The sequence below is a fragment of the Paracoccaceae bacterium genome (assembly GCA_033344815.1).
Taxonomy (GTDB): domain Bacteria; phylum Pseudomonadota; class Alphaproteobacteria; order Rhodobacterales; family Rhodobacteraceae; genus Roseobacter.
This window is the reverse complement of sequence record JAWPMR010000001.1, coordinates 1,381,431-1,404,278: the sequence shown is the minus strand read 5'-3', so window position 1 is coordinate 1,404,278 and position 22,848 is coordinate 1,381,431. Positions and strand designations below refer to the sequence as shown.

20 protein-coding genes and 1 pseudogene are annotated in these 22,848 nt (G+C 54.8%); 9 read left to right on the top strand and 12 right to left on the bottom strand.

From position 1 onward, the window contains the following. Positions 1–22 precede the first annotated feature (22 nt). Positions 23–1,129: an NmrA family NAD(P)-binding protein gene (locus R8G34_06575; protein ID MDW3222542.1), complete on the bottom strand. Its 1,107-nt coding sequence runs from the start codon at positions 1,127–1,129 to the stop codon at positions 23–25. Positions 1,130–1,211: 82 nt separating this feature from the next. Between R8G34_06575 and R8G34_06570 the strand changes: the two genes are divergently transcribed. Next, positions 1,212–1,877: a helix-turn-helix domain-containing protein gene (locus R8G34_06570; protein ID MDW3222541.1), complete on the top strand. Its 666-nt coding sequence runs from the start codon at positions 1,212–1,214 to the stop codon at positions 1,875–1,877. A 204-nt stretch (positions 1,878–2,081) separates the two neighbouring features. Continuing rightward, a pseudogene (locus tag R8G34_06565) lies at positions 2,082–2,552 on the top strand (transposase). Between the two features lie 1,558 nt (positions 2,553–4,110). Here the strand turns inward: R8G34_06565 and R8G34_06560 are convergent. The 5 genes from R8G34_06560 to R8G34_06540 are packed head-to-tail and all read right to left on the bottom strand — an operon-like array spanning position 4,111 to position 10,047. After that, on the bottom strand, positions 4,111–5,598 hold the full coding sequence (locus R8G34_06560) for an AMP-binding protein (protein ID MDW3222540.1): 1,488 nt from the start codon (positions 5,596–5,598) through the stop codon (positions 4,111–4,113). Continuing rightward, on the bottom strand, positions 5,595–6,998 hold the full coding sequence (locus R8G34_06555; protein MDW3222539.1) for an aldehyde dehydrogenase family protein: 1,404 nt from the start codon (positions 6,996–6,998) through the stop codon (positions 5,595–5,597). The genes R8G34_06560 and R8G34_06555 overlap by 4 nt, the downstream gene beginning before the upstream one ends. A 57-nt stretch (positions 6,999–7,055) precedes the next feature. After that, complete coding sequence (locus tag R8G34_06550) at positions 7,056–8,024, bottom strand: tripartite tricarboxylate transporter substrate binding protein (protein ID MDW3222538.1); 969 nt, start codon at positions 8,022–8,024, stop codon at positions 7,056–7,058. A gap of 44 nt (positions 8,025–8,068) precedes the next feature. Then, on the bottom strand, positions 8,069–8,539 hold the full coding sequence (locus tag R8G34_06545) for a tripartite tricarboxylate transporter TctB family protein (protein ID MDW3222537.1): 471 nt from the start codon (positions 8,537–8,539) through the stop codon (positions 8,069–8,071). Then, a complete protein-coding gene (locus R8G34_06540) occupies positions 8,536–10,047 on the bottom strand; it encodes a tripartite tricarboxylate transporter permease (protein ID MDW3222536.1) in 1,512 nt (503 codons plus the stop codon). Before R8G34_06540 ends, R8G34_06545 begins: the two co-directional genes overlap by 4 nt. A gap of 95 nt (positions 10,048–10,142) precedes the next feature. On the opposite strand from R8G34_06540, the gene R8G34_06535 reads away from it, so the two are divergent. The 3 genes from R8G34_06535 to R8G34_06525 all read left to right on the top strand — a co-directional run bounded on the left by R8G34_06535 (position 10,143) and on the right by R8G34_06525 (position 14,195). Further along, positions 10,143–11,180 carry a substrate-binding domain-containing protein gene (locus R8G34_06535; protein ID MDW3222535.1) on the top strand — a complete coding sequence of 346 codons (1,038 nt, stop codon included), beginning with the start codon at positions 10,143–10,145 and terminating at the stop codon, positions 11,178–11,180. 499 nt (positions 11,181–11,679) lie between these two features. Further along, positions 11,680–12,378 carry an RraA family protein gene (locus R8G34_06530; protein ID MDW3222534.1) on the top strand — a complete coding sequence of 233 codons (699 nt, stop codon included), beginning with the start codon at positions 11,680–11,682 and terminating at the stop codon, positions 12,376–12,378. 1,091 nt (positions 12,379–13,469) lie between these two features. Next, positions 13,470–14,195 carry a hypothetical protein gene (locus R8G34_06525; protein MDW3222533.1) on the top strand — a complete coding sequence of 242 codons (726 nt, stop codon included), beginning with the start codon at positions 13,470–13,472 and terminating at the stop codon, positions 14,193–14,195. A 573-nt stretch (positions 14,196–14,768) separates the two neighbouring features. Here the strand turns inward: R8G34_06525 and R8G34_06520 are convergent. From R8G34_06520 to R8G34_06510, 3 genes are read right to left on the bottom strand one after another with little or no spacing between them, the layout of a single operon-like run. Beyond that, a complete protein-coding gene (locus R8G34_06520; protein MDW3222532.1) occupies positions 14,769–14,987 on the bottom strand; it encodes a DUF4345 family protein in 219 nt (72 codons plus the stop codon). Between the two features lie 28 nt (positions 14,988–15,015). Then, the gene (locus tag R8G34_06515; GenBank protein MDW3222531.1) at positions 15,016–15,564 is read right to left on the bottom strand and encodes an NmrA family NAD(P)-binding protein; all 549 of its coding nucleotides are present in this window, start codon (positions 15,562–15,564) and stop codon (positions 15,016–15,018) included. Positions 15,565–15,621: 57 nt separating this feature from the next. Continuing rightward, positions 15,622–15,843 carry a hypothetical protein gene (locus R8G34_06510; GenBank protein ID MDW3222530.1) on the bottom strand — a complete coding sequence of 74 codons (222 nt, stop codon included), beginning with the start codon at positions 15,841–15,843 and terminating at the stop codon, positions 15,622–15,624. Between the two features lie 137 nt (positions 15,844–15,980). Between R8G34_06510 and R8G34_06505 the strand changes: the two genes are divergently transcribed. Next, a complete protein-coding gene (locus R8G34_06505; protein ID MDW3222529.1) occupies positions 15,981–16,973 on the top strand; it encodes an AraC family transcriptional regulator in 993 nt (330 codons plus the stop codon). Here the strand turns inward: R8G34_06505 and R8G34_06500 are convergent. Next, positions 16,955–17,428 (bottom strand): GNAT family N-acetyltransferase, encoded by a 474-nt coding sequence (locus R8G34_06500; GenBank protein ID MDW3222528.1) that lies wholly within the window; start codon positions 17,426–17,428, stop codon positions 16,955–16,957. The genes R8G34_06505 and R8G34_06500 overlap by 19 nt on opposite strands. 138 nt (positions 17,429–17,566) lie before the next feature. Beyond that, a complete protein-coding gene (locus tag R8G34_06495; GenBank protein MDW3222527.1) occupies positions 17,567–18,214 on the bottom strand; it encodes a class I SAM-dependent methyltransferase in 648 nt (215 codons plus the stop codon). 96 nt (positions 18,215–18,310) lie between these two features. On the opposite strand from R8G34_06495, the gene R8G34_06490 reads away from it, so the two are divergent. Beyond that, positions 18,311–19,210 (top strand): LysR family transcriptional regulator, encoded by a 900-nt coding sequence (locus R8G34_06490; GenBank protein ID MDW3222526.1) that lies wholly within the window; start codon positions 18,311–18,313, stop codon positions 19,208–19,210. Positions 19,211–19,668: 458 nt separating this feature from the next. On the opposite strand, the gene R8G34_06485 is transcribed toward R8G34_06490, so the two are convergent. Further along, positions 19,669–20,319, bottom strand: coding sequence for a Crp/Fnr family transcriptional regulator (locus tag R8G34_06485; GenBank protein MDW3222525.1), 651 nt, complete (start codon positions 20,317–20,319; stop codon positions 19,669–19,671). A 607-nt stretch (positions 20,320–20,926) separates the two neighbouring features. On the opposite strand from R8G34_06485, the gene R8G34_06480 reads away from it, so the two are divergent. Both R8G34_06480 and R8G34_06475 read left to right on the top strand, forming a co-directional pair. Beyond that, positions 20,927–21,235 carry a hypothetical protein gene (locus tag R8G34_06480; GenBank protein ID MDW3222524.1) on the top strand — a complete coding sequence of 103 codons (309 nt, stop codon included), beginning with the start codon at positions 20,927–20,929 and terminating at the stop codon, positions 21,233–21,235. 1 nt (position 21,236) lies between these two features. Further along, positions 21,237–22,844 carry an arylsulfatase gene (locus R8G34_06475; protein MDW3222523.1) on the top strand — a complete coding sequence of 536 codons (1,608 nt, stop codon included), beginning with the start codon at positions 21,237–21,239 and terminating at the stop codon, positions 22,842–22,844. The last annotated feature ends 4 nt before the right edge of the window (positions 22,845–22,848 follow it).

Below are 22,848 nucleotides of genomic sequence, written 5' to 3'. Positions count from 1 at the left end.
AGGGTGAATGCAAGCATTGCGCTCAGTCAATTTTGAAAGATTTCAATGCGCTGGGTGGTGGGGCGTGGGTCTGTGCCCATTCTGGGGAGTCTTGGCAGAAAAGCGGCTGTTTGATTTCGACGTAGTCGCGGTTGCTTTGAACCTTTGCCAGGTCCAAGGCCGGTGTCGCCAAAATCTTTAGGAACCCCGCAATTGCTGCCAGCCGTCGCCCAAAGCCGGGTTGCAGAGATGGTTGCGCGGCCACATAGCGGCGCACAATGTGCTCGAACGCCTCGGGCTCGCGCCCACCGACGACCGCCACATCTTGGGTCGGCGCAGTCACCGCAAAAGCGCCGCGGCGATATTCGTCGGCATAAAGCGCGAGCTGGGATACCGCCGCTTCTGAGTAATGCGACGGCGGGTTCGCTCGAAGCGCCTTGGTCAACATCTTCTGCGAAATATCCAAATACGTGACCTTGCGGCCCAATACCCGCCCCATAGCGGCAGCAATCTCGTTTGGGGACAAAAGCGTCGGTCCGGTTGGGCGGTAGCGTTTGCCAGCATGGGTTCGAGGATCGAGAAGTGCGCCAACAACAACCCGCGCAATATCTTCGTTGCTGGGAGGTGCGTTTTTCTTCTCGTCGCCCGCCCCGAGCGGCATCGTAAACATGCCAAGATGGGCCGCCACATCGAGGACCATCAGGTAGTTATCTGCAAACCAGCCAGGATCTACCGATGTGACGGTTGTGTCCGGAGTCAGGCGCGCCAGCGCGTCCGATAAATAGACTTCGCGGGTAAACAGCGACGGATGGTTTGCGCTGGTCAGCCATTGGCCGAGCGTCACTACATGTTCGAGTTTTGCTTCCGCCGCTGCTATCGTAAAGGCCGCATTGAAATGCAATCCGTTAGGTGCGGTTGGTGCGCATTGATAGGCACGCTGAACGCCTTGCATCGCTTTGCGCAGGTCGGACACGTCGTATTGGTTGCCGACAAAGACGTCCGCACCGGCGCGCTTCAGTGTCTCGGCGCGGTGATCTTTGCGCCGCACAAATGCCCGAACCGGCACGCCTTTCTCCAGCAACTGAAGCGCCACGTGCAAGCCAGTTTTTCCAGCGCCGCTTGTGACAAGGATTTTGGGATATGTTGACATAGGGAAGCCTCGGATTCATATGCTTGCACTGGAATTAAAGTTATCACTTTAAAAAATAAAGTAACAATATCGTGAGGTCGAGATGGCGAAACTGCGTTCCTACAAACTGCTCTGCCCAATCGCGCGTGGCCTTGATCGGGTCGGCGACCGTTGGACGCTGCTGATCTTGCGGGATTTGCATGCTGGTCCAGCCCGTTTCACCGACCTGCAGCGCGGCCTGACGGGTATTGCTGCCAACCTTTTGACAGAGCGGCTTGCGAAGCTGGTCGAGGATGGCCTTGCGCAGAAAACCCCAGGCCCGCATGCAACGACGCTTTACGAATTGACGGAACTCGGGCGCAAAACGCGCACGTTGATCTTTGAACTGGCGATGTTCGGAGCCCGGTTCCCGTCGGAAGGCGAAATCGTCGAGCCTGGCAATCTTAGAACAGTCGCTGTGACATTGGGCGCGGCCGCCGAGCAGGTTGAGGCCAGCGATCTGAAGGTGGTGACCAGCTTGATTGTCGATGGCGAGGAGATGGAAGTGAAAGCCCAAGGAGGCACAGCATCGGTATACTATGCGCCCGCAACAAACCCAGACGTCGTCTTACGCACAAGCTACAAGGCCTTAATGGCGCTGTCGGAGGGCGAAGTGGCTGAGCAGGAATTCATTCAGGATCATTGCCAGATCGAGGTGCACGTGCCGGGAAAGGAGAATGATCTGTTCCACTTATTCTCTCGGATACTCGCCGTGTTTAAAAAAGGTTAGGCGAACCAATGGGCCCCTTCAACCACTCCTGCCGCAGTCATAGGCGGGCAAAACGAAATCTCCTGATGAACGATACTTCGCCCAAGTAGTCGCTCGTGCGATCTGCAGCATCGTGCAAATTGAGCCGATTTTATTGAAAAACTCTTCCTAGATCGACGGATGACCTGCTGATTCAATTCTCTCAACGAGCAGGAGGATCTGGCGATGATGGGACCAAAGCAGGAAGCACAGGCTGCACTGTTTTACGAGTTTTCGCTGGAGGATCATGTCCCGCAGGGTCACTTGTTGCGGTCGATAGATCGCTTTGTTGATCTGAGAAGCATTCGGGCGCATCTTGCGGACTTCTACAGCTACACGGGCCGCCAATCGATTGATCCTGAATTGCTGATCCGCATGCTGCTGGTAGGATCCTGCTTCGGCATCCGATCCGAGCGGAGGTTGTGCGAAGAGGTGCATCTGAACCTAGCCTATCGCTGGTTCTGCCGCCTTGATCTGACAGACCGCCTTCCAAATCATTCGACTTTTTCCAAGGACCGGCACGGTCGGTTCCGTGAGAGCGATCTGCTAAGGCATGTGTTCGAGACAACCGTGGCACGCTGCATGGAAGAAGGGCTTGTCGGTGATCAAGGTTTTGCTGTGGACGCCAGTTTGATCAGCGCCGACGTCCAGAAACAGAACTCCAGCAACCCGGAGGACTGGGCAGCACGCGACACCGATCCGACGACAGCGCCACGAGCGGTGCGCGAGGACCTGGGTACGGCTGGCATCGGAACGCTTGGACCGGACACGACGGACGGCCGAACGATCAATTGGGCTTTTGTCACCGACTTGATGGCGCAAGTCGAGGATGCGGGCGCACCCATGCAGAGCCTCGCTTTCCTGTCGAATCCCAAAGTAAAGGCCAAGCTCTTGAGTACCCCAAAGTTTCCCGGCGGCGACTCTGCGATCCTGTCCACGTCAGGATCGGACCTCGCAATCGCAGGTCACAGAGCGGCCTTCAGGTCGCTTGTGCCTTCGAACTTCATGCTGGTTGCGGGAACCAACCTGTTGGCGCTGATTTTCGGCGCTTGGTCCGAACTCATGATCGGGCAGTGGGGCGGAATTGACGTGATCGTCGATGACAAAACCGAAAGCGATCGAGGCAACGTGCGCATCACTGCGCACAGCGAATGGGACATCGCCGTGCCGAAAGCCACAATCCTTCGCTGCTATCACTGATATCGTGACCTAAGCCCTCGGTGCGGCCCCCGCGGGCCGTACCTTCAACGTCGGAGAACTGACCAAAATGTAAAGGAAACGGACAATGAACTATCCCGGACTGTAAGCAAAGAAGACCTCATCATGGCGCATCAAGTATCTGCAAAGCTGGTTGCCCGATATTGTACTGATTTTCCTCCCGCTTTCTAGTGAATGGAGTGAGAACTGGAACGATTAGAAGAACTCGGGGAAGCTGTTGCACGCGCAGAGCGAGAGGTTCGCGCCTGGACCGAGCGATAGGGCCGCCAAACCTCGTAATTCAACTTGATTCCTCGATGCGCAGAAGGCGACCTTTTGCAAAGTCGCCAGCCGTTTTCGCCTTTCACGTTCAGGTCGGCCCGTTCCGGGCCTTTCCGAGGTAGTCAAGTGCCGCGCTGTGGCTTCACCAGACCGGACTGTTGCTGCGAGCGCAAAAACCGGGCTACATCGAACTCGCACACCTCGGACTTTCCCGCCATTCGTCATTTGGACTTCGCTGACGCAGCATGGCCTCGCGCTTGCAGCATGTCTGTCGCCGCGTTGCAGCTCAAGTCGCCAATGCGATCATTCAACCCGGCTCCACGACGTCAAATCCAAACCGAGCTTTAGCTGCACGGTATCAGAACTATCGAGACGCGGGACGAAGCAGACATTCACGGCGCTGTTCCAAAGACTGTTTTGTGCGCCCTTAAGCTTCGCCGAAAAAACAAGCGCGGAATGCTGGCACTCATTGCAACTTCAGAAGGAAAGCAAGCCGAGAATATGAACGGGCATTTGCGAACGCATTATGGCGCACGCAGTAGCACAAATGCGCTGGGTTTCTTGGCAGAGGCAGTCGTTGTGGCAGAATTACGCGCTTGTCGACTATCAGAGCCAGCATGAGAGTTTGTGCCCGGTCGGGCCAAAGAGGTCCGGTTCAAATTTACAAAGAAATGCGAATTCAAAAGCATCCGGCAACGGAACGTTTCGGGATCGCAGAAAAAGAGACCAGCGTTCTTTAGACCAAAGAAGATAACTTCAGCCTTTGGATTTTTCCAGATGGTCCTTTGGGCAATTCGCGTAAGAAATGGATGCAATCAGGCGCCTTGAACTTTCCAAGTCGCTTTTCGCACAGTTCGAGCAGAGCCGCTTCCGATAGGCTTGATCCCGGTTTTATGCTCACAGCTGCTTCAACAGTTTCCCCGTATGTTTTGCAGGGCCGGGCGAATGCCGCTGCTTCGATAATGTCTGGCTCAGAATACAGCACTTCGTCGATTTCTCGCGGGGCAATGTTCTCGCCACCCTTGATGATCAACTCTTTCAATCGACCCGTCACAAAGACATAGCCGTCCTCATCGATGTGGCCTAAATCCCCTGTGCGCAGCCAATTCCCGGCGAAGGTTTCGGAGGTTGCCCCCGGATTGTTCAGGTATTCGAGCATGACATTTGGGCCTTTGACCGCGATCTCGCCCTCTTGCAGAGGCGGCGCGATTTCGAGGTCGGCAGTGAGGATGCGGACTTCGTTCCCGTAGCTGATCCCAGGGGACCCAATTTTGCGAACCCCCGGCGGCAACGGGTTGGAAAGAATTTGCGCGGCCGTTTCTGTCAAACCCATGGTTTCAATGATCGGGACCTGAAAACGCTCTTCAAAGGCGGATTGGGTTTCAACAGCGAGAGCCGACGATGCCGAGCGGCCAAAGCGCAGGCGCGCAGCGGTGTCCGGACTGGGATTGCTGTCGTTGTGAAGCAAGTGACTGATTATCGTCGGAACAACTGAAAACCAAGTGATCTGCGCTGCTTCGGCCTGGTCCCAGAACTTGCTGGCCGAAAACTTCTCGGTCATGGCCAGCGCGCCCCCAGACACCAATGCTCCCATGAGAGTCACGCACAGACCGTTGATGTGGTAGATTGGAAGGACACAATAACCGCGGTCCTTTGGGGACAGGTCATGCGCCAGCGCAGTTGTCCACCCGCCCGCCAACAGGCTTGCGTGGCTGTGAACCACGCCTTTGGGCCGGCCTGTGGTGCCCGAGGTGTACATCAAGAGAGCATGTTGCGTGGTATCAAACGCAGGGATCGGGGCGCGGTTTGCCAGCATGTCTGGCGTTAAGATGGTCAATTGGCTGGGCGCGATCTTTTTGACCGCCTCACGCTGGCCATCATGCACGAAGGCGAAACGGGCGCCGCTGTGGTCCAGCGCGTAGGCCATCGCATCCGGCCCTGCGGCCAGATTGATCATGGTCGCGCGAAATCCGCCGTAGAGTGCCGCGTAGACCGCCAGCACGCCCGCTTCTCCATTCGGATGCACAATTGCGATGCTTTCGCCTTGCTTTGCCCCTAGCCCGATCAGCCCTTCGGCCATGCTTCGCGCTTCGTCCCGCAAGGTCATCCAGCTAAGTGTCAAATCTGTTTCAGGGAAAACAAATGCCGTGCTGCCCTCATTCGCGCGGGCGTCCAGCCAGTCCTTTACTGTTCCATTTGGGGGGGTATCGTTTTCGAAAATCATTTACCGGCCTCTGCCCAATACCCATTGAAGATGTCCGCAACGGCGGGTTCGTTTTCAGGGATTTCGCGCACCACTTTGGTGGACTGCATAAAGTGCCGCCAATGCACATTGGTGTCGATCGAATTGCCGCCCCAGGAACCACAGCCCATAGAAAGCGAAAATGGCATGCCGTTGGTGAACGCACCACCCGTTGCAAAAGTATGCGCTTGGTTCACAATGATGCGGCTCGTTGGGATGGCTTGGGCCAATTGCTCTGGTCGGCTCTGGTCGTTTGTGTGGATTCCGACAGAATGGCCACGGCCTTGGTGCAGCTGGATCTTGCGGGTGGTCATTATCGCATCTGAGAAGTCCTTGGCGCGGTACACCGTTAACACGCGGCTCAGCTTCTCTCCCGACAATGGATGCTCTGGCCCGATGCCGGTCGTCTCGACTGCAAGATATTCGGTATCGCCGGGAACCTCGCCCGTCAGACCCAAAGCCTCGATCAACTTGTCCGCGTCGCGGGCAATGGCCTGCGGGTTGAGATGGCCCTTGACCCAGAGTTTGCTTGTCACTTTCGTTTCATCGGTGATCAGAGCGCCACCGTTTTTCGCCATCTTCGCGGTAAAGGTGTCATAGACGGCGTCCAGTACGACAATCGAGTTTTCAGACGAGCAGGACGTCGCATTGTCGAATGTTTTGGAGGCGCGGATTTTCTCAGCGGCTGCGGCGAGATCAGCGGTTTCGTCCACGATCACCGTGACGTTGCCTGCGCCCACGGCCAAAGCAGGCGTGCCAGACGTATAGGCGCGTTTGACGTTGTTCTGGGAACCCGTCACGACGATGAGGTCAGAGATCTCTAACAAGCGTTGGGTTTTTTCCTTCGAACCGCGCCCGGGGATCATCTGGACCAAGTCGCAGTCGATGCCGGTCTTGTCGAATTCTTCGTAAATGTAGCCAAGCAATGCTTCGCAGGTTGGCACACCCTTAGGCGAAGGGGACACGACAATGGCGTTCCCGCATTTGAGCGCGTTGATAATGTTGTTGGCGGGTGTCGCTCCCGGATTGGTGGAGGGCACAACGGCTCCGATCACACCAATTGGGCGCGCGATTTCCGTGATACCTGTCGCAGCATCATCCTTGATCACGCCATAGGACTTCGCATCCGAGATGTCGCGTAGAAGACCCAGCGTCTTGCGGTGGTTCTTAGTGATTTTGTCCGGCACGTTACCAAGGCCGGTTGTCTCAACGGCCAGCTCCGCCAGATGGCGATTGCGCGCCGGTTCCATGATTGCCCAGCCGGCAGCCAATGCGGCGCGGTCATACAGCTCTTGAGAGCCGTTCGATTCGAACCGGGCCTGCGCGGCGCGGGCGCGTGCAACAATGGCGTCGACTTCAGCAATGTCATCATAAGCGTTCATCGGAAATGTCCTGTCAGGGATGGCGGGGCACCGATCTGGCGCCCTGCCAAGATGATTTTAAAGACCGGCAAGCAGTTCTTTCAGCGTCTCTTCTCGCTGTTCCCACATCTCGAGCACTTCGTCGCGCGTCATGATGTGCATGGGCGATCCACCTGCTTTCATCTTGCCAGCCACCCGGCTGTTCTCGAACATGGCCGGCACAGTCGCGGCAAGCTTGTCGATGATGCCCTGAGGCGTGCCTTTGGGAACCATGACACCGCGGAAGTTCACGGAAGAATTGTCCACGTCATACCCTTGCTCCATCAGCGTCGGTACGTCTTCCATAAAGCTGTTGCGTTCCAGATCGAAAACGCCCAGGATTTTGACGTTGCTTGCTTCACGCGCACGAAATGCGTCTGACAGGTTGTTTACGCCCCCCATCACGTCGCCCGCGATCACGGCCTTCATGGCTGCTGCGCCGCCGCCCTTGGTGGGGATGTATGCCATTTTCACGCCGGCCGCTTTCTCAAGCTGCAGCGCCGCAATGTGGTGGCCCACAAAAAGACCAGCGCCGGAAAATGTCAGCTTGCCAGGGTTTTCCTTGGCAAAGTTCACCACGTCATCCATGGAATTCATTTCGCTGTCGGCGGCTACGATGAAGACAGCCGGGTCTGCACCCCAATTTGCAATCGGCTCAAAGCTGTCGCGGGAATACTCCACACCACCTTTGATGGACTGCGCGATGAAATGCGGGACGTTGTATGCGCCCAGCGTGTAGCCGTCCGCATCTGCTTGCGTGGCCATCCAGTTCCAACCCACACGGCCGCCTGCGCCGGGCTTGTTGATGATGGCGATGGGCATACCAAGCGCGTCCTCGTTGCCTGCTGTCATGGTAACGATGCGCGCCTGAAAGTCGGTCGCGCCGCCGGCGCCATAACTGACCATCATCATGACGGGGCGTTCTGGATAGTTTTCGTGGCCATCGGCCATCGCAGTGCCCGTCATTGAGGCCAATGCAATGGCCGCTCCTGTTAGTAGTTTCTTCATGGATAGTTCCTCCCTAGGATATAAGGTTCTGCCGCCAATGCGGTTCAGAACAAGACCTCTCGCGGTGTGTAGACTGTCAGAAGTTGTGCGAAGAGCCCGTACATGACGATCATAAAGATCGCTGTGATTGCGATACGCTTGAGCCATGATCTCGTTTCGCTGTGCGAGGCGGGATCATAAAGGCTCAGCAGAATGAAAAAGGCGATGGAGGTCGCCGTATAAAAGCCCAGCCCCTTGGCCGCCCAGAAGATGTAGACCAGCGCTACTAACAGCCCCGGTAGCAAGTTGGTAAACTGCGTGACCGAGATACCGTTGCCGACCTTGGTCCAACCAAGGCAGGCCTTTGCAAAGGTCCACAGTGCAAGCACCACAAAAACAGTCGAAATCAGGCGCGGAAACAGAAACGCCTCAGAGGGTTGCTGCGTATAGCTGACATATGTCACCCAGACACCAACGACCGCGACGATGCCAGAGCCGATCATGTGCTGAAGCCGAGGCAGAGATGGCGCACTCATGCGAGAATCTCCTCTTTCGACGTGTATCGGCGGGCACGCAGTTCCATGTAGGCCGAGTAGATGATCGAGGCGACGACAACCGCAATCAGGAAGAGGTTCAGGCTGCCTGTCATGAAATAAGGTGCCATGCCGTCTGTCGCACTGGCGATCATGCTGCCTTGGATAAAATTGGCCTCTGCAATCGGGCCGAGGATCAGGCCCAAAACCAACGGCGCTGCGGAAAATCCGAAGCGTTCCAGGAAATACATCATCACCCCAAGACTCGCCATTACGTAAACATCGCCCATAGAAGACTGCACCGAATAGCTGCCAAAGACGGCAAGCCCCAGCACGACAGCCGCCATCACGCTTTGCGGCACTTGCGCCACGCGCGCAGCTAGGCCCGCCACGTACAGGCCAAAGATACACATCAGGATTTGCCCGATCAGCATGGAGTTGATGAACGTCCACGCCACATCGGGGTGATTGTCGAACAGGTCAGTGCCGGGAAAAATCCCATGAATCAACAGACCGCCCAAAAGCACAGCTGCTGTAGGCGAGCCAGGGATCGACAGGGTCAGGAGCGGTACTAGCGACGGGCCGACCATGGCATTATTGGCGCTTTCCGCCGCAATCACGCCTTCCGGGTGGCCTGTGCCGAACTTCTCCCGCTCGGGGCTGAATTTCTTTGATTGATCATATGCGACAAGTCCGGCGATCTGGCCGCCCACACCGGGGATCAAGCCAATGATCGAGCCCGTCGCTGTACCAATTCCCATTGCGCGTTTGTTGCGCAAAAGCTCGCGGATAGCACCGCTTATGGGATGCTTTTGCACGGCGATGACTTCCGCGCCATCGCCCTTGCGACCTTTGGCGAACATGGTGATGACTTGCGGAATTGCAAAGAGACCGATCAGAGCTGCAATGATATTGATGCCACCACCAAGACTGGGATGAAAAATGAAGCGCTGCGCGCCCATGATGTCGTCAAACCCAATCGTGGCGAGCCACAGGCCGATGCAGCCCGAGAGTAGCCCTTTTACAACCGATTTGCTATCGAGCGAACCGATCACGGTGACCCCAAGAATCGCGAGCCAGAATAGATGGCTCGGACCGAAGGCGAGCGCCCATTGGGCCAGTACGGGTGTTAGAAAAATCAGCAACAGTACGCCAAATACGCCGCCCACAGCGGAGGCGAGGAAACTGATTTGAAGGGCTTTGGCTCCTTCGCCTTTCTGAGCCATCGTATGCCCGTCAAGGGTTGTCGCGATGTTCGCTGGGGCCCCGGGAATTTTTAGCAGGATCGCAGAGACCGCACCGCCCGCAACCGTCGAGGTATAGGCCGCACCCAAAAGGATAAGGCCCTGAGCCGCCTCAAGCTGAAACGTGAAGGGGATGAGCAGAGCCACAGCCATTGTGGGCGACAAACCTGGTGTGGCCCCCAGGATAAGTCCGCCAATGGTGCCCACGAGCAGCAAGGCAAAGTTAATCGGTGTGAAAACGTCACCCATATAGAGCAGGAATTCCATCAATGCCCCTCCGGCAAATTGGCTTGACTAACTACGGTAAGCGATGAAAATAGTTTTGCAAATGTTTTCATTAATTGACGCTATCGAGAATTTAAATGTCTGAAAATAAATCTAAAAAAGCCGATATCGTTACTGTCGCGAACGTAGCACGGGTGTCTGCGTCGACAGTATCAAGATACTTTAATCACCCGGAACTGCTCAAACCCGCCACGCGAAAGAGGATTGATTCCGCCGTGCGCCGCACAGGCTACATTCGCAACCGTGCCGCGCAGACGATCCATGGGATCAGGTCCGGCACCATCGGTGTTTTGATCCCGACCCTCGACCACGCGATATTTGCCGAAGTCGTACAGGCCTTCTCCGACACAGTCGCCGACCAGGGCTTTACGATCATGCTGGCCTCGCACGGGTATGACCTGCAGCGCGAGTATGCGATCCTTCGAAAATTCCTTGAACATCGCGTCGATGGTGTTGTTCTTACGGGTCTTGAGCATGACGAGGCTGTGTTTCAACTCGTCGATCGTCAGGACATACCTTGCGTGCTTATGTGGAATTATGCCGAAGACTCGCGCTATCCATCTATCGGCGCTGACAATGAACTGGCGGGCGAAGTCATCGCCAAGCACGTGCTTCAACTGGGTCATAGGGACATCGCTTGCATGTTCCCCCCGACACAAGGCAACGACCGGGCCCGGGCAAGGCGCGAAATCACTTTGGCCACGTTGGCTGAGGCGGGCGTCACTGTGCCGGACAATTGGACTCTGCAAACCGTGTACAGTATTTCCGCGTCCAAGGTCCACGCGCAGCAATTGTTCTCCCAACCCACACGGCCGAGCGCTTTAATTTGTGGCAATGACATCCTCGCAACCGGGTCCTTGTACGGAGCGCGCGCTTCAGGATTGCGCGTTCCGGAGGACATTTCAATTGTTGGAATTGGCGATTTCAAAGGCTCTGCGGAAATAGAACCATCCTTGACTACTGTTAGGGTGCCGGCAAAACGTATTGGTCATGAAGCAGGTAAAGAGCTTGTTTCAGCGATCATCGGCAAATCGGACAAAGCACAGGCAAGTTTGCACTGCGCGCCCGAGCTGATAATCCGGAAATCCTGCGGTTTACCGTGGCCCGGCCAATAATCTTGCACAGGGACTGTGCCGACCTCGCGAACTTTTTGAAATCAAGCAAGTGGCCGGTTGGCCTAAAAAGACGAAAGGGCGATAGGCATGGACCGACTTTTCCAATCACCGCGCTGCACATAGTCATCGGCGGAATTCATGTGCCCTGTGATTTGATTGCGTGTAACACCAAGCGATTGCATCCATTCGAAACCCGTGCAGCATAGGTAAATTTAGGCTCGCAATCGGCCTCCGCTGCGGTCGACAAGAACGTCGCCTGGTCAGACGCGAATATCTGTTTAATGTTGAAAAAGACGAAACATCAACAAGGTAGCCCGAACAAGGAACGACGGGTCCTGCGCGGTTCGGCCCTTTGATCATGCTGCGCTAGCACTGGGCAGTTCTAAGTCCGTTGGAGACATGAAGGTCTCAAATTCGTTCGGCTTGGATTGGGCTCTGTTGCGACGGCTGCGGAATTGGTGCAATATTTCTCATCTGAACAATGGGATGAGGATATTCGATGATTGAAGCCCCGTCGACGCTGACCATCAGCACCGCATTTCGACGGCCTACTAAGGCGCAAGTTTCAGCCTTTCAGGGGGTACCATCAGGATTTGTTGTGGATGCTTTGCTCGGTGGAGGCGCGTTATCATACAGTATAAAACCGATTGGAGGGGGACGTGATTTGCATTGCGTAGCCGCAGGTTCCGCTTTGACCGCGGATTGCGGTGCAGCAGATGTGCTCGCAACCTTCGCGTCCCTGAAATTTATCAAACCCGGAGATGTGGTTGTTTCCGCGTTTGCGGCCCATACCGGCTGTGCCGCAGCAGGTGATCGGCTTGTTGGCATGATGAAAAACAGTGGTGCTGCCGGTTTCGTCACAGACGGTCCTGTCCGAGACTATGAAGGCATCGTGCCTTTAGGGTTGCCGGTTTGGTGCGCAGGTCTGACACCTGCGTCGCCGCACATGTCCGGTCCTGGATCAGTTGGCTTGCCAATACAGATAGGCGGTCAGGAAATTGAAACTGGCGACATGATTGTTGCTGACCGAGATGGAGTAGTCGTCGTTCCCTACGAGCGAATAGACGAAGTGATCCAAAAACTGGCGCATATCTCTGAACTAGAGAAGGCGTTGGACGCCGAAGTGGCACAAGGATTAAAAGTACCCAATTGGGTCGAGGAGTATCTTGCTAGCGACAAAACTGTTCGGAAAGACTGAGTAAATTCGTACCCTATGCCAATGACAAGATTGTCCTGCACCTTGAGCAGGTTGATCTCGCTGCGGTTCGCTTCAATGACCGGTTTTGCCGCTGCGCAGCGGCGTAGTGAAATGCGCTGCTGCAGAAATATCTGTGCTTTGTGCGCGCGCAGCGAGCAAATCGAATTCACAGATTGGGCTCTTTGCGGCCATCGTAGGCAATGCAGCATCCACGGTGCCTAGCGACTACACCACCTTCAAGGACGGCCCTTTCCGGACCTTCACCGAGCCGTTCCGATTCTGCGTTGCAGCCCGTTAGACCGGCCGTCCGCCGCAAGCGCGAAACCGAGCCGCGGGCGGCCTCACAGATCGCGGGACGAACCGGATGTAACTTAGCTGGAGTGGGCAAAACTTGGGGGTCTCATGCTGCGATCATGGTGTTTGCAACTGACAGGCGTCCGTCTAGGACTGCGGCTCTAATGACGGCCACGTTGTGAGCACCTTGTCGTGACCATCGCGTCTGCTGTTTCTATACGAACCGCTTGGCGACGAGCGCGTTCACAGCGCCGGCCTTTGGCATTACAGTCATCGCGGGCTTACTGTGCTATGGTTGTCGCCACTGCCCAGACCATCGTCGATTCCATGCGAGTTGCGAGTAACATTGGGTAAGTTGCTCCTCCTTGGCGGGTCTGCAGGCCCAGGTGCTGCCTGCTAGCGACGCCCAAGTTCCGCCACAGATGCTCGCTGAGAACGGTTGTAGGAGTGACCTATGAACAGCGTGTTTTTATTGAAGACGGCCGCATCCAATTTGCCGCTCACCATACCGGAAGGCGCAAGATTCTTTGAGATCAGTGGACACGCGGCAAGCTTCTGCGATCCCGTCTATTGCCCGAGCGAAGCGCCTGGCAAGATTTCAGGGACCTATAACTTTTCAATCGCGATGTCAGGCCTGCACGATCCGAGTACGGATTTTTTCGAACTTCATTCGTCTGGATTTCTCCGGAAGTGTCGACCTGAAGGTGTTGGGCAACAATCACTCGGTTATCGACTTCCAGTGCACATGCATCGGACGAGAAGGATTAGACAACCAAGTCGATTTTCGTTTTTTCTCAATGGGCCAAGAGATATTTCAGGAAACTGTTGTTGGATCCGGATCAGAAACTGCCGAAACGGTAGCTGACGTCGACCTTCACCTCGGAGGCGAAGTGCTTGCCTCGGAACTGGTGGAGATGCCGCCACTGCTGAACTTCAGTTTCAACAACTACATGGTTGAGTATTTCCTGGCAGACAGCAGTTTTGTGCGCCTCCTTCTGGTCGCCGGGGACGATCACGTATTCTTCACACCGGTAAATGCTGTTGAGTTTTTTGAAGTTGATGTCAACGCGCGGGTCACGAGCGTCGTGCATCCATGGGTGTCCGTTAACACGGACCCGGATTCCGGCTGGCTTGATGGCGAGCGGCTCGGGATCAGTTTCGAAACCTCCCCAAGAGCGTCGGTCGAACGGAGCGTCGATGCCCTCGGGATAACCCGCTATTCGCACAACGTCTCGCTAGCGACGGAAACACGCTTTCTGCGGGGCAGCTATTTCAGCAGCGACAGAATTAGACTGATGCACCAACTGGCCACGGAAGCGAACCAGATCACCGCTCCGCCGCCCGACACCAGTTATCTGCTGCATCCCAGTCGCGTCTATCAGATACATGATGTGAAGGAGGAAGGTTTCGAGACGATCAACGATCAGGAAAAGTCGCTCGATGTGCAACAAGTGACCAACAGCCGCGGGGGCGTATTCGAAGGTGCGTATTCCGATAACGTACAGCACCCATCGCGAGTATGATTCAGCACCGCATACAGAAATGTGCAGCACGTAACAGCATAGCAAAGGCGGGAGGCGCGGAGACTTCAAATATCGCAGCGCGTCCTGCCTTTGCGGCAGAAAGGGTGATGTTGGTCAATCATTGAGGCGAGAGTGACTGCTTCATTCAGCATACCTTCGAGTGAGTGGAGCGGCTTCCCGGCAATCTATCTAGGTGTCGAACTTGAAGATGCTTTAGCCATAGCAGAAACCGTCGAAATCTAATAACTGGTGTCGCTTACAGGGGCGGCCCAAAGGAGAAATCCCACCCACTGTCTCGATGCTGCGGTGCGGCCCGTCAGACCAGACGTTCGCAGCAGGTGCAAAATCAAGCCGACGGCGAACTGGTAGTGTGCAGGGCAAAGCCGCCTCAGGCCGAGGCTGCAGACTTCGCATTTCCATCCACAACCCACCAACACATCATTGCAAACACAACCTCAATCGCAAATGCGGCAAGAATGCTGTCAGATGGCCAGCCATCGAGAGCAAAACTGATTGTCCTGCCCATGGCAAAAGCCGAGAAAACCGTTACCCCAAGCCAGGCTGAGGCTTGGACTAACTTTTGGTAAATGCTCCGCACAAGATAATTAGGCCAATTGCCGCGAGATTGGCAGCTGGTGCGCGCAACTCACTCATCAGATTTGGCTGCGGAGAAAGCACGATGCCGTAACTGGCGTAGAAGGAGTGCGGGTCCAGGGTGATGGCCAGACCTATAGTGAATGCCGTCAAACCGGACATACCCAAGGCAAATCTGCGTTTGAGATCGAGTGTCATAATTGTCTCCAGTGTCTATTGGTATGGCTCAAGCGGCTCTGGTCCACACGCCAGAAATCGCGGCTTTGTGTGCGAAGTCGGCGAAGTCGCGTGGCGCGCGTCCAAGCGCACGCTGGACACCGTCCGCGAGGTTAGCATTGCGCCCGTCCAGCGTTTCGCGTGCGATGGCAGTGAGTACATCAGCAATTATCTCACCATTCGCATGCGCAATTTCCGCATGGATGTCTTCAAAGGAAATTGGCCGGTATTGCACAGTCCGTCCCATGGCGCGCGAAAGCTCTGCGGCCATGTCCGCAAACGTCATGAGACGGGGGCCGGTGACCTCGTAAAGTTCGCCTGAATGTCCGTCTTCGGTCAGAGCGGCTACGGCAACATCGGCAATGTCGTCTACGTCGATGATTGGTTCGCGCACATCGCCCGCAGGCATTGGCAACACACCTGCCATGACTGGACCAAGCAATGCCCCTTCTGAGAAGTTCTGTGCAAACCACGCGGCACGAACGATTGTGAACGGAACTCCGGAATTGCTAATGACTTCTTCCGCCTTTTCCGCATGAAACTCGCCACGTCCGGTCAACTGGACAAGACGCTGTAATCCCTTTTCACGTGCAAATGCTGTGAATGCTTCGACCTGCTAAACCGCGCCAGGAAACGCGATATCGGGAAAATGGGAAATATAAGCAGCCGATACGCCTTCCAGGATTGCAGGCCAAGTCTGCGGTTCATTCCAATCAAATGGCGTTTCACTGTTCCGCGATCCACACCGGACCGTCTGCCCTTTTTCCTCCAGGCGTGTCGCGATCCGCGATCCCGTTTTGCCTGTTGAGCCAAGTACGAGAATGGTTTGCTGTGTCATTGATCATCTCCATGAGTTCAATTGATGACCCGAAAATAGATACCAAAGAGAGATGTTCTATTCTTTAAAATCCAATATTCTTATCCAATCGTCCAAAATGCATAGACGAAGAGCTGAATTTCAGCCAGACTCATGTCATGAACCAAGTTGACCCACATGTCCCCGACCCAGATGCGCTGGCACAGCCGATCGGCGATCCACTGGGGGAAATCCTCCATTTGCTAAAATTGACAGGTTCATTCTACTGCCAGTCTCGCCTGACTGCGCCATGGGGCGTATCCATTCCGGGCTTTCCAGATGTACTGAGTTTTGCGGTCATCACACACGGACGGTGTTTCATGAAGGTCGGTGACGATGACCCGTTCGAGGTCGAAAAAGGCGACTTGGTGCTGATGACAAGCGGCGCACCGATCGGTTTCTTCAGTTCGATAGACACCCCGCTTTTGACGCTGGAAGAGCTGCCCATACGAAAGGTGACCGAGCTTTACGAAACACTGGAATACGGCAGCGGCGGCGCGGAGACGGGCATCATGTACGGCCTGGTCAGAATAGATCATGCCGCCAGTGGTATGTTGATGCGCTTGCTTCCGGATGTGCTCAAAATCGACCCGTGGGAAGAGGACGCCGGAAGCTGGCTCCAGTCAACTTTGCAGTTTATTGCAAGGGAGGCGCGCGAGCTACGGCCGGGTGGAGAAACAGTCATCACACGACTGGCAGATGTGGTTGTCATCGAGGCCATTCGGCGTTGGCTGAACAGCGCACCAGACGCGAACCGCGGCTGGTTGAAAGCGGCGCGAGACCCGCAGATCGGACGCACAATAGTCGCCATTCATCGAACGCCTGCTGTTGCTTGGACAGTCGCGTCTCTCGCGGAGGTTGCCGGAATGTCCAGATCCGCGTTTGCGGCGCGGTTTTCTAAGTTGGTAGGCGTTCCAGCAATCCAGTATCTTGCAACGTGGCGTATGCATCTGGCGCGCGAAAAGTTAGTGTCTACCGATCAGCCTATTTCGCAGATTGCCGCTGATATCGGATACATGTCCGAGCCAGCTTTCAACAAAGCCTTCAAACGGGTTTTTGAAGTGCCACCAGGCACAATCAGGAAGAACGGAGGTCACTCCGTTCTAAAGTGAAATTTAAGAAACTGAGCGCCTTCGTATTCGATCTCGCCGACTTGTTTGGCACCGAGCTTCCGGAGTGCACCCAGGTTCTTTCGGCTTGGTGGCAACAGAAATGTGACAAAGGGAATGCGTTTATCGGCAATCGCAAAGTGGATCGCCTTTTTGGAGATGCGTTTTCCGAGTCCAAAAGCATCGGGCCTCAAGACCAGTCCAAAGTCCCACTCGTCATCTTCTTTTTGGAAGCCTCCCCAACCAACATACCGGCCGTTGGACAAAAAAGCCCAATGTCCAAGACCGTCCCGCGCCCAGTAGCCTTCTTTTTTGGCGACAAATTCTCTTGCGACCTCAACAGTCCATTCGAACGTCAAAAGCGGCATATGCTCCGCTACTCTTGGATCGGACATATGAACCGCAATGTCGTTTGGATCGATTTCCGAAAGGCGTGTAAATGAAATCTCGTCTTTCACTATTGTACTCATTTGATTGCCCGAGTTGTCCCTTCCATGCAAAACAGTTTTGGCCCGAACAAATCAAGGTGCAGTTACCATGAGAAGCTTTGTCAGCCGATTGTCTGGGTCCGTAAGATGGATATCATGAATACAGTTTCAGAGCTTTCGCGCGACAATGTATCGGCTCGGCAATAACCCGGCTTGATCCGCGATCTCAAGGATATCGAAGCCCGCACGTTCCATTGCTTGCTGGAGTTCAGCTGCGGATACAAGATTTACGAACGGGGCTTTCCCGAGAGCCTGCATAATCGGGATCGCTATTCGACTGATTATGCCATATTTGAAGCCTCCACTCTCTGGAGCGCAAACGGTCTTGGAAATGAAAACCCCACCAGTTTTTGTAAGGGTCGCAATGTGTTCGAGTGCGTGGCCCATATCGGGTACAAGGTGCAGCAGATTATGTGCGAGGACAGCGTCGTAAGAACCGTCATCAGGATCGTGCTGCAAAACCTCGGACACTTTGAATGTGACATTCTCCAGCTCTTCTTCGGCGCGTTTCTCCTTGGCAATTTCGATCATCCCCGGTGCGAGATCGGAGGCAGTAATTTGAGCCACATGCGGCGCCAGCAGCAACGCGGTTGATCCGGTCCCACAGCCGATTTCCAGCACGCTATCGTCAGCTTTTAGGTAAGATTTTGTACGTTCGAGCGTGTTCAGATACCCTTCCATGTTTCGGATAGGATCAGCCGCATATTTGCGCGAAATCTTGCTCCAAAATGCAGCCTCTTTGGACAATGCAGCCATGTCGTTTCTCTCTTCCTTTGATGTCGCAGCAGCCAATATCTTAAAACGCTGATTTATTAAATTGCCAGATATTGCAGAACTGTTATGCATTAATGCATGAATTGGAAGGCTATCAATTTCGATTGGAATCAGGCTCGGTCCTTTCTTGCAACGGCAGAAGAAGGCTCGTTTTCAGCAGCGGCGCGCGTGCTTGAGCAGACGCAGCCAACTGTCGGTCGCCAGGTCGCCGCGCTGGAACATGCGCTTGGCGTCACCTTGTTTGAAAGGGTTGGCAAGGCGCTTAACCTGACAACAGCCGGTGCTGAGCTTTTGGTGCATGTCAGTGAAATGGCAAATGTCGCGAACAGGATTTCTCTGACCGCTACAAGCCAGTCACAAGCAATTGAAGGGCAAGTCAGGATCACTGCGTCCGACGTAATGTCAGCCTATCAGCTTCCGCCTATTCTAAAACAGATCAGGCTCGCGGCACCGCGGCTTGAGATCGACGTCGTCGCAGCAAATGACATACGAGACATACAGCGGCGCGAGGCAGATATAGCAATTCGACATGTGCGCCCAACTCAGCCGAACTTGATTGCAAAGCTCGTGGCAGAAGCGACGGCGCATTTTTACGCTGCGCCTTCATACCTCGAACAGGTTGGGCGACCACGAAATGAAGACGAACTTGCTAAATTGGATTTCGTCGGTTTTGGCGATGTTGACACGATGATTGGTTTTCTCAGTCCGGCGGGCATTGAAGTAACCCGCAAGAGTTTTCGGATTGGCTCACAGAGCGGGATAGTGTCATGGGAGCTTGTGCGCCAGGGCTTCGGCATCAGTGTTATGTCAGACGATGTGGCGGCTTTGACAGCTGGCGTGGAGCGTGTTCTGCCAGGACGCGAGCCATTCAAGTTTCCTATCTGGTTGGCCACACACTCAGAGTTACAAACAGCGCGCAGGATCAGGCTGGTGTTCGACCAACTTGCAGACTATCTAGGCACCCGGCCAATTCTCTGAACCTGAGTTCGTGTGGTGTCGCAAACTGGAGGCTGCTTCGGGCTCTTCGCGGCCATCGGAGCAACGCGTCATCAGCCGCATGCAGCGGTTGCTCGACTATCAACGAACGGCCCATTGCGGACCTTGCCAATGCCGTCAATCGCCGCGGTGCAGCTTTACCAAATCTGACTTTCGCTGCAGGCGCATGGTGTTGGCACCCACGAACTAACAGTCTGCGGACGAAACCGTTATTTGGTCAATTTGTTCGAACAGCCGTGCACATTCTTCCGTTACCGCCGTTCAAGATTTCGGATCTCGCTGCATTGCAATTTCGCGGTACCGGACGTTCGATACATTACCAAAAGCAAAAGATGATCGGCAGAAACTTGAAGTCGTACCCTGCTAGTTGAGTTTGGTTGACGAATTGCGATTTTCCTAAGGCACCTACTGGGGCACTGTTCACACCCAGATTCAACCAGCTAGGTTTTAAGCACGGAGATGCTCGAATAGCCTCGTTTGATAACTCCTTTATCTTCAAGCACACTTAACGCTTTGGCGACTGCACCGCGAGAAAGCCCGCAGATTTCGGCGAGTTGGTTCTGCGTAATGGGTAGGCGGCAAGGTAACGGTTGTCGCCCAACGAGACGCACAAATGTCGCGGCACAGCGATCGGTCGGCGACTTTATCATCTTCTCCCGTCCGCTGCTGATAGCGATTTGGGTACCCGCGACGGCCAAAATAGCGATACCACGCCATAATGTTGGGTGTACTTCAGCTACACGCTCTATTGCGCTTTTGGGTATTTTCAAACCCTGAACATCGCTTAGTGCAGAGCTGCCAATTATGCGTGCGCCATCAAAGAGGATAGCAGCCACGCCGAACCAGTCCCCAGGTCCGAAGATGTGGGCAATGACGTCATGGTGTTCTTCGTCGTCGGTGTGTATGCCGACAAACCCATCGCGCAGTGCGATCAGGCAATCTGCCGTGTCTCCAATGGCTGTCAATCGACGGCCAGAGGACAATGCGAACGGCAACGAAGTTGATCTCAACTGGGCAATCGCTTCAGTGGGCATCCCATCGAGCCAAGGTGCCGAAAACACCGACGTGTTAAATTTCACTTTGCTTTTCATCAATTGTTCATAGGATGACAATGCTTGAAGTTAAAGTGGGTTAGTGTCTCCAAATAAGATTCTGGATGCTCGAGAGACAATTTGAAAAATACAAACAAAAAACGTTTCTATTGTGCGTACACCAGATGTCTTAAAAGACTTGCGTACGGCGTCGCGTTAGCCCTGTACGTTCTGCCTTCTGCCTCAACCGCGCAAGCACTTGAACAAGATTTGTCGTCGGCAGCAAACGACCCGACAGCGTCGCTGATGTCCTTTCAACTACAGGACTTCTACGTTTCTGACTTTCATAATCTGGATGATGAAACACAAAACACTGTGCAGTTTCGAGCGGCTATCCCTTTCAACTTGGCCGGCACGAACAATATTGCGCGTCTAACACTTCCCTACCTGACCGACACCCCTTCTGGTGATACCGGTTTGGGTGACACGACGCTTTTCAATCTGACAGTTTTTCAACGAGAATGGGGACGCTGGGGCATTGGTGCCGTGGCTTTGCTTCCGACGGGCGAAGACGGCGTAAGTGCCGAGAAATGGGGCTTAGGGCCTGCTGTCGGCTTTTCCGCCCAGGAAGGCTGGGGCCTTTTGGGGCCTGTTCAATCAGAACATATTGACCGTTGCAGGGGACGAAGATCGCCCCGACGTCAACATCTCTACTTTGCAACCCATTCTGAACGTGCCGATCGGCAGTGGTTGGTCGTTTGGGTTTTCAGAGATGACGTACGTCTACGATTGGGATGCAAACGAATTCACATCGCTCCCACTCGGAGTAAAGCTATCCAAGCTGACAGGTCGCGGGTCCGGTCGCGTGCCAATCCAGTATCAACTCAGCTACGAGCGCAATTTCTATGACGACCGCAGCGGCCCGCGCGACACGATCGGGTTCACAGTCAAATTTTTGGTCCCCAAAGGAGTCTGACATGAAACACTTTCGCCATTACCTGTTTTTTGCCCTCATGGCATTGCTAGGTTTGCCCAGCTTCGCGCAAGAACTGCCGGCACCCGCGTCGAAATTGAGCCGGGCAGAAGCAACCGCTGCTAACCGCCAACCGTCTATCCCCCGCCCGGAACAGGATGCAGCCGCGTTAGAAAAGCTGGAAGCTTTCGAAGCGCGCAGCGGACAGAAGCCCAACATTCTGATCTTCATCGTCGACGACATGGGCTACGGTGATCCAGGCGCATTTGGCGGCGGGGAGATGATCGGAGCCGCCACGCCTGAGATGGACGCCCTTGCCGCTGAAGGGCTGAAGCTCACATCCACCTACGCGCAATACACCTGCACGCCTACACGGGCGTCGGTTTACACCGGCCGTTTGCCATTTCGGACGGGACTGATCCGTCCCATTCTCGCAGGCGACGCCATCAGCGTGAACCCATGGGAAGGTGAACTTTCTGTGGCCGGCCTTTTGTCTGAAGCAGGGTACCATACGCTTCTCACCGGCAAATGGCATATCGGAGAAGACGAAGGAATGCGCCCGCATGACGTGGGTTTTGACGAATTCTATGGGTATTACAAAGCGCAAAAGGAGTACACGCAGGATGTCTATGAGATGCGCTTTCCGGACCTCGTTCTCGATGAAGACAAGCGCGCACGCTACGAATCCATCGGGTCCAACAACGATCTGATCTACGGCCTCGCGGATGGTACGACAGACACGGTGGAAACCATCGACTCCATCGAAAAAATGGCCGAGGCGGACGTGCGATTGAAGGATTATACGGTCCAACGCATTCGCGAGCTCAGTGATGGAGACCAGCCGTTTTTCATCAGCCATTCCTTCATGAAGGTACATGCGGACAATTTCGCAGCAGAAGATTTCAAAGGTGCAAGCGCGTCGAAGTTTCCCTACCGCGACAACATGGTCGAGGTAGATAGTCATATTGGCGAAATCGTCGATGTGCTGGAAGAAGTTGGTCAACTCGACAACACATTCATTTTCGTCACGTCTGACAACGGTCCGCAAATGGATAGCTGGCCCGACAGTGGCTACACGCCGTTCCGTGGCGCGAAAGGCACGACGTGGGAAGGTGGCGTGCGCGTGCCGGGGATCGCCTATTGGCGTGGGATGATTGAACCGGGCCGCGTTTCAGATGGACTTTTCGATCTGATGGATCTCTTTGACACGTCACTTGCTTTGGGTGGTGTCGACACATCAACGCTTCCCACGGACCGCTATTGGGACGGGATTGATCAGACGTCGTTCTTCATTGTGGATGATGGCGAAAGCAAACGTGAGCATGTGTACAACTGGCTTGGATCAACGCTGGCAGCCATGCGCATGCGCGAATACAAAGCGCATTTGCATGTTGCACTGGCGCAGGAAAAGTTTCTCTGGATTGATATGGCAACGGTCGTGCCCACGGGCCTCGCGCCTTGGCTCTTCAACCTCTACGTCGATCCGAAAGAAGAGTATCCGGTTGGCCATCGCATGAACGCATGGACAGCCTCGCTCGGCGCCGAGATGCGTGCACACGCCGCCACCTTCCGCCAATTTCCGCCTAAAGATCTTGGTCTGGGCATCGATTAAATTC

Bases quoted from the DNA above. Each gene is read 5' to 3' on its own strand.
- R8G34_06575 (MDW3222542.1), bottom strand. From the start codon at position 1,129: ATGTCAACATATCCCAAAATCCTTGTCACAAGCGGCGCTGGAAAAACT.
- R8G34_06570 (MDW3222541.1), top strand. From the start codon at position 1,212: ATGGCGAAACTGCGTTCCTACAAACTGCTCTGCCCAATCGCGCGTGGC.
- R8G34_06560 (MDW3222540.1), bottom strand. From the start codon at position 5,598: ATGATTTTCGAAAACGATACCCCCCCAAATGGAACAGTAAAGGACTGG.
- R8G34_06555 (MDW3222539.1), bottom strand. From the start codon at position 6,998: ATGAACGCTTATGATGACATTGCTGAAGTCGACGCCATTGTTGCACGC.
- R8G34_06550 (MDW3222538.1), bottom strand. From the start codon at position 8,024: ATGAAGAAACTACTAACAGGAGCGGCCATTGCATTGGCCTCAATGACG.
- R8G34_06545 (MDW3222537.1), bottom strand. From the start codon at position 8,539: ATGAGTGCGCCATCTCTGCCTCGGCTTCAGCACATGATCGGCTCTGGC.
- R8G34_06540 (MDW3222536.1), bottom strand. From the start codon at position 10,047: ATGGAATTCCTGCTCTATATGGGTGACGTTTTCACACCGATTAACTTT.
- R8G34_06535 (MDW3222535.1), top strand. From the start codon at position 10,143: ATGTCTGAAAATAAATCTAAAAAAGCCGATATCGTTACTGTCGCGAAC.
- R8G34_06530 (MDW3222534.1), top strand. From the start codon at position 11,680: ATGATTGAAGCCCCGTCGACGCTGACCATCAGCACCGCATTTCGACGG.
- R8G34_06525 (MDW3222533.1), top strand. From the start codon at position 13,470: ATGGGCCAAGAGATATTTCAGGAAACTGTTGTTGGATCCGGATCAGAA.
- R8G34_06520 (MDW3222532.1), bottom strand. From the start codon at position 14,987: ATGACACTCGATCTCAAACGCAGATTTGCCTTGGGTATGTCCGGTTTG.
- R8G34_06510 (MDW3222530.1), bottom strand. From the start codon at position 15,843: ATGACACAGCAAACCATTCTCGTACTTGGCTCAACAGGCAAAACGGGA.
- R8G34_06505 (MDW3222529.1), top strand. From the start codon at position 15,981: ATGAACCAAGTTGACCCACATGTCCCCGACCCAGATGCGCTGGCACAG.
- R8G34_06495 (MDW3222527.1), bottom strand. From the start codon at position 18,214: ATGGCTGCATTGTCCAAAGAGGCTGCATTTTGGAGCAAGATTTCGCGC.
- R8G34_06490 (MDW3222526.1), top strand. From the start codon at position 18,311: ATGAATTGGAAGGCTATCAATTTCGATTGGAATCAGGCTCGGTCCTTT.
- R8G34_06485 (MDW3222525.1), bottom strand. From the start codon at position 20,319: ATGAAAAGCAAAGTGAAATTTAACACGTCGGTGTTTTCGGCACCTTGG.
- R8G34_06475 (MDW3222523.1), top strand. From the start codon at position 21,237: ATGAAACACTTTCGCCATTACCTGTTTTTTGCCCTCATGGCATTGCTA.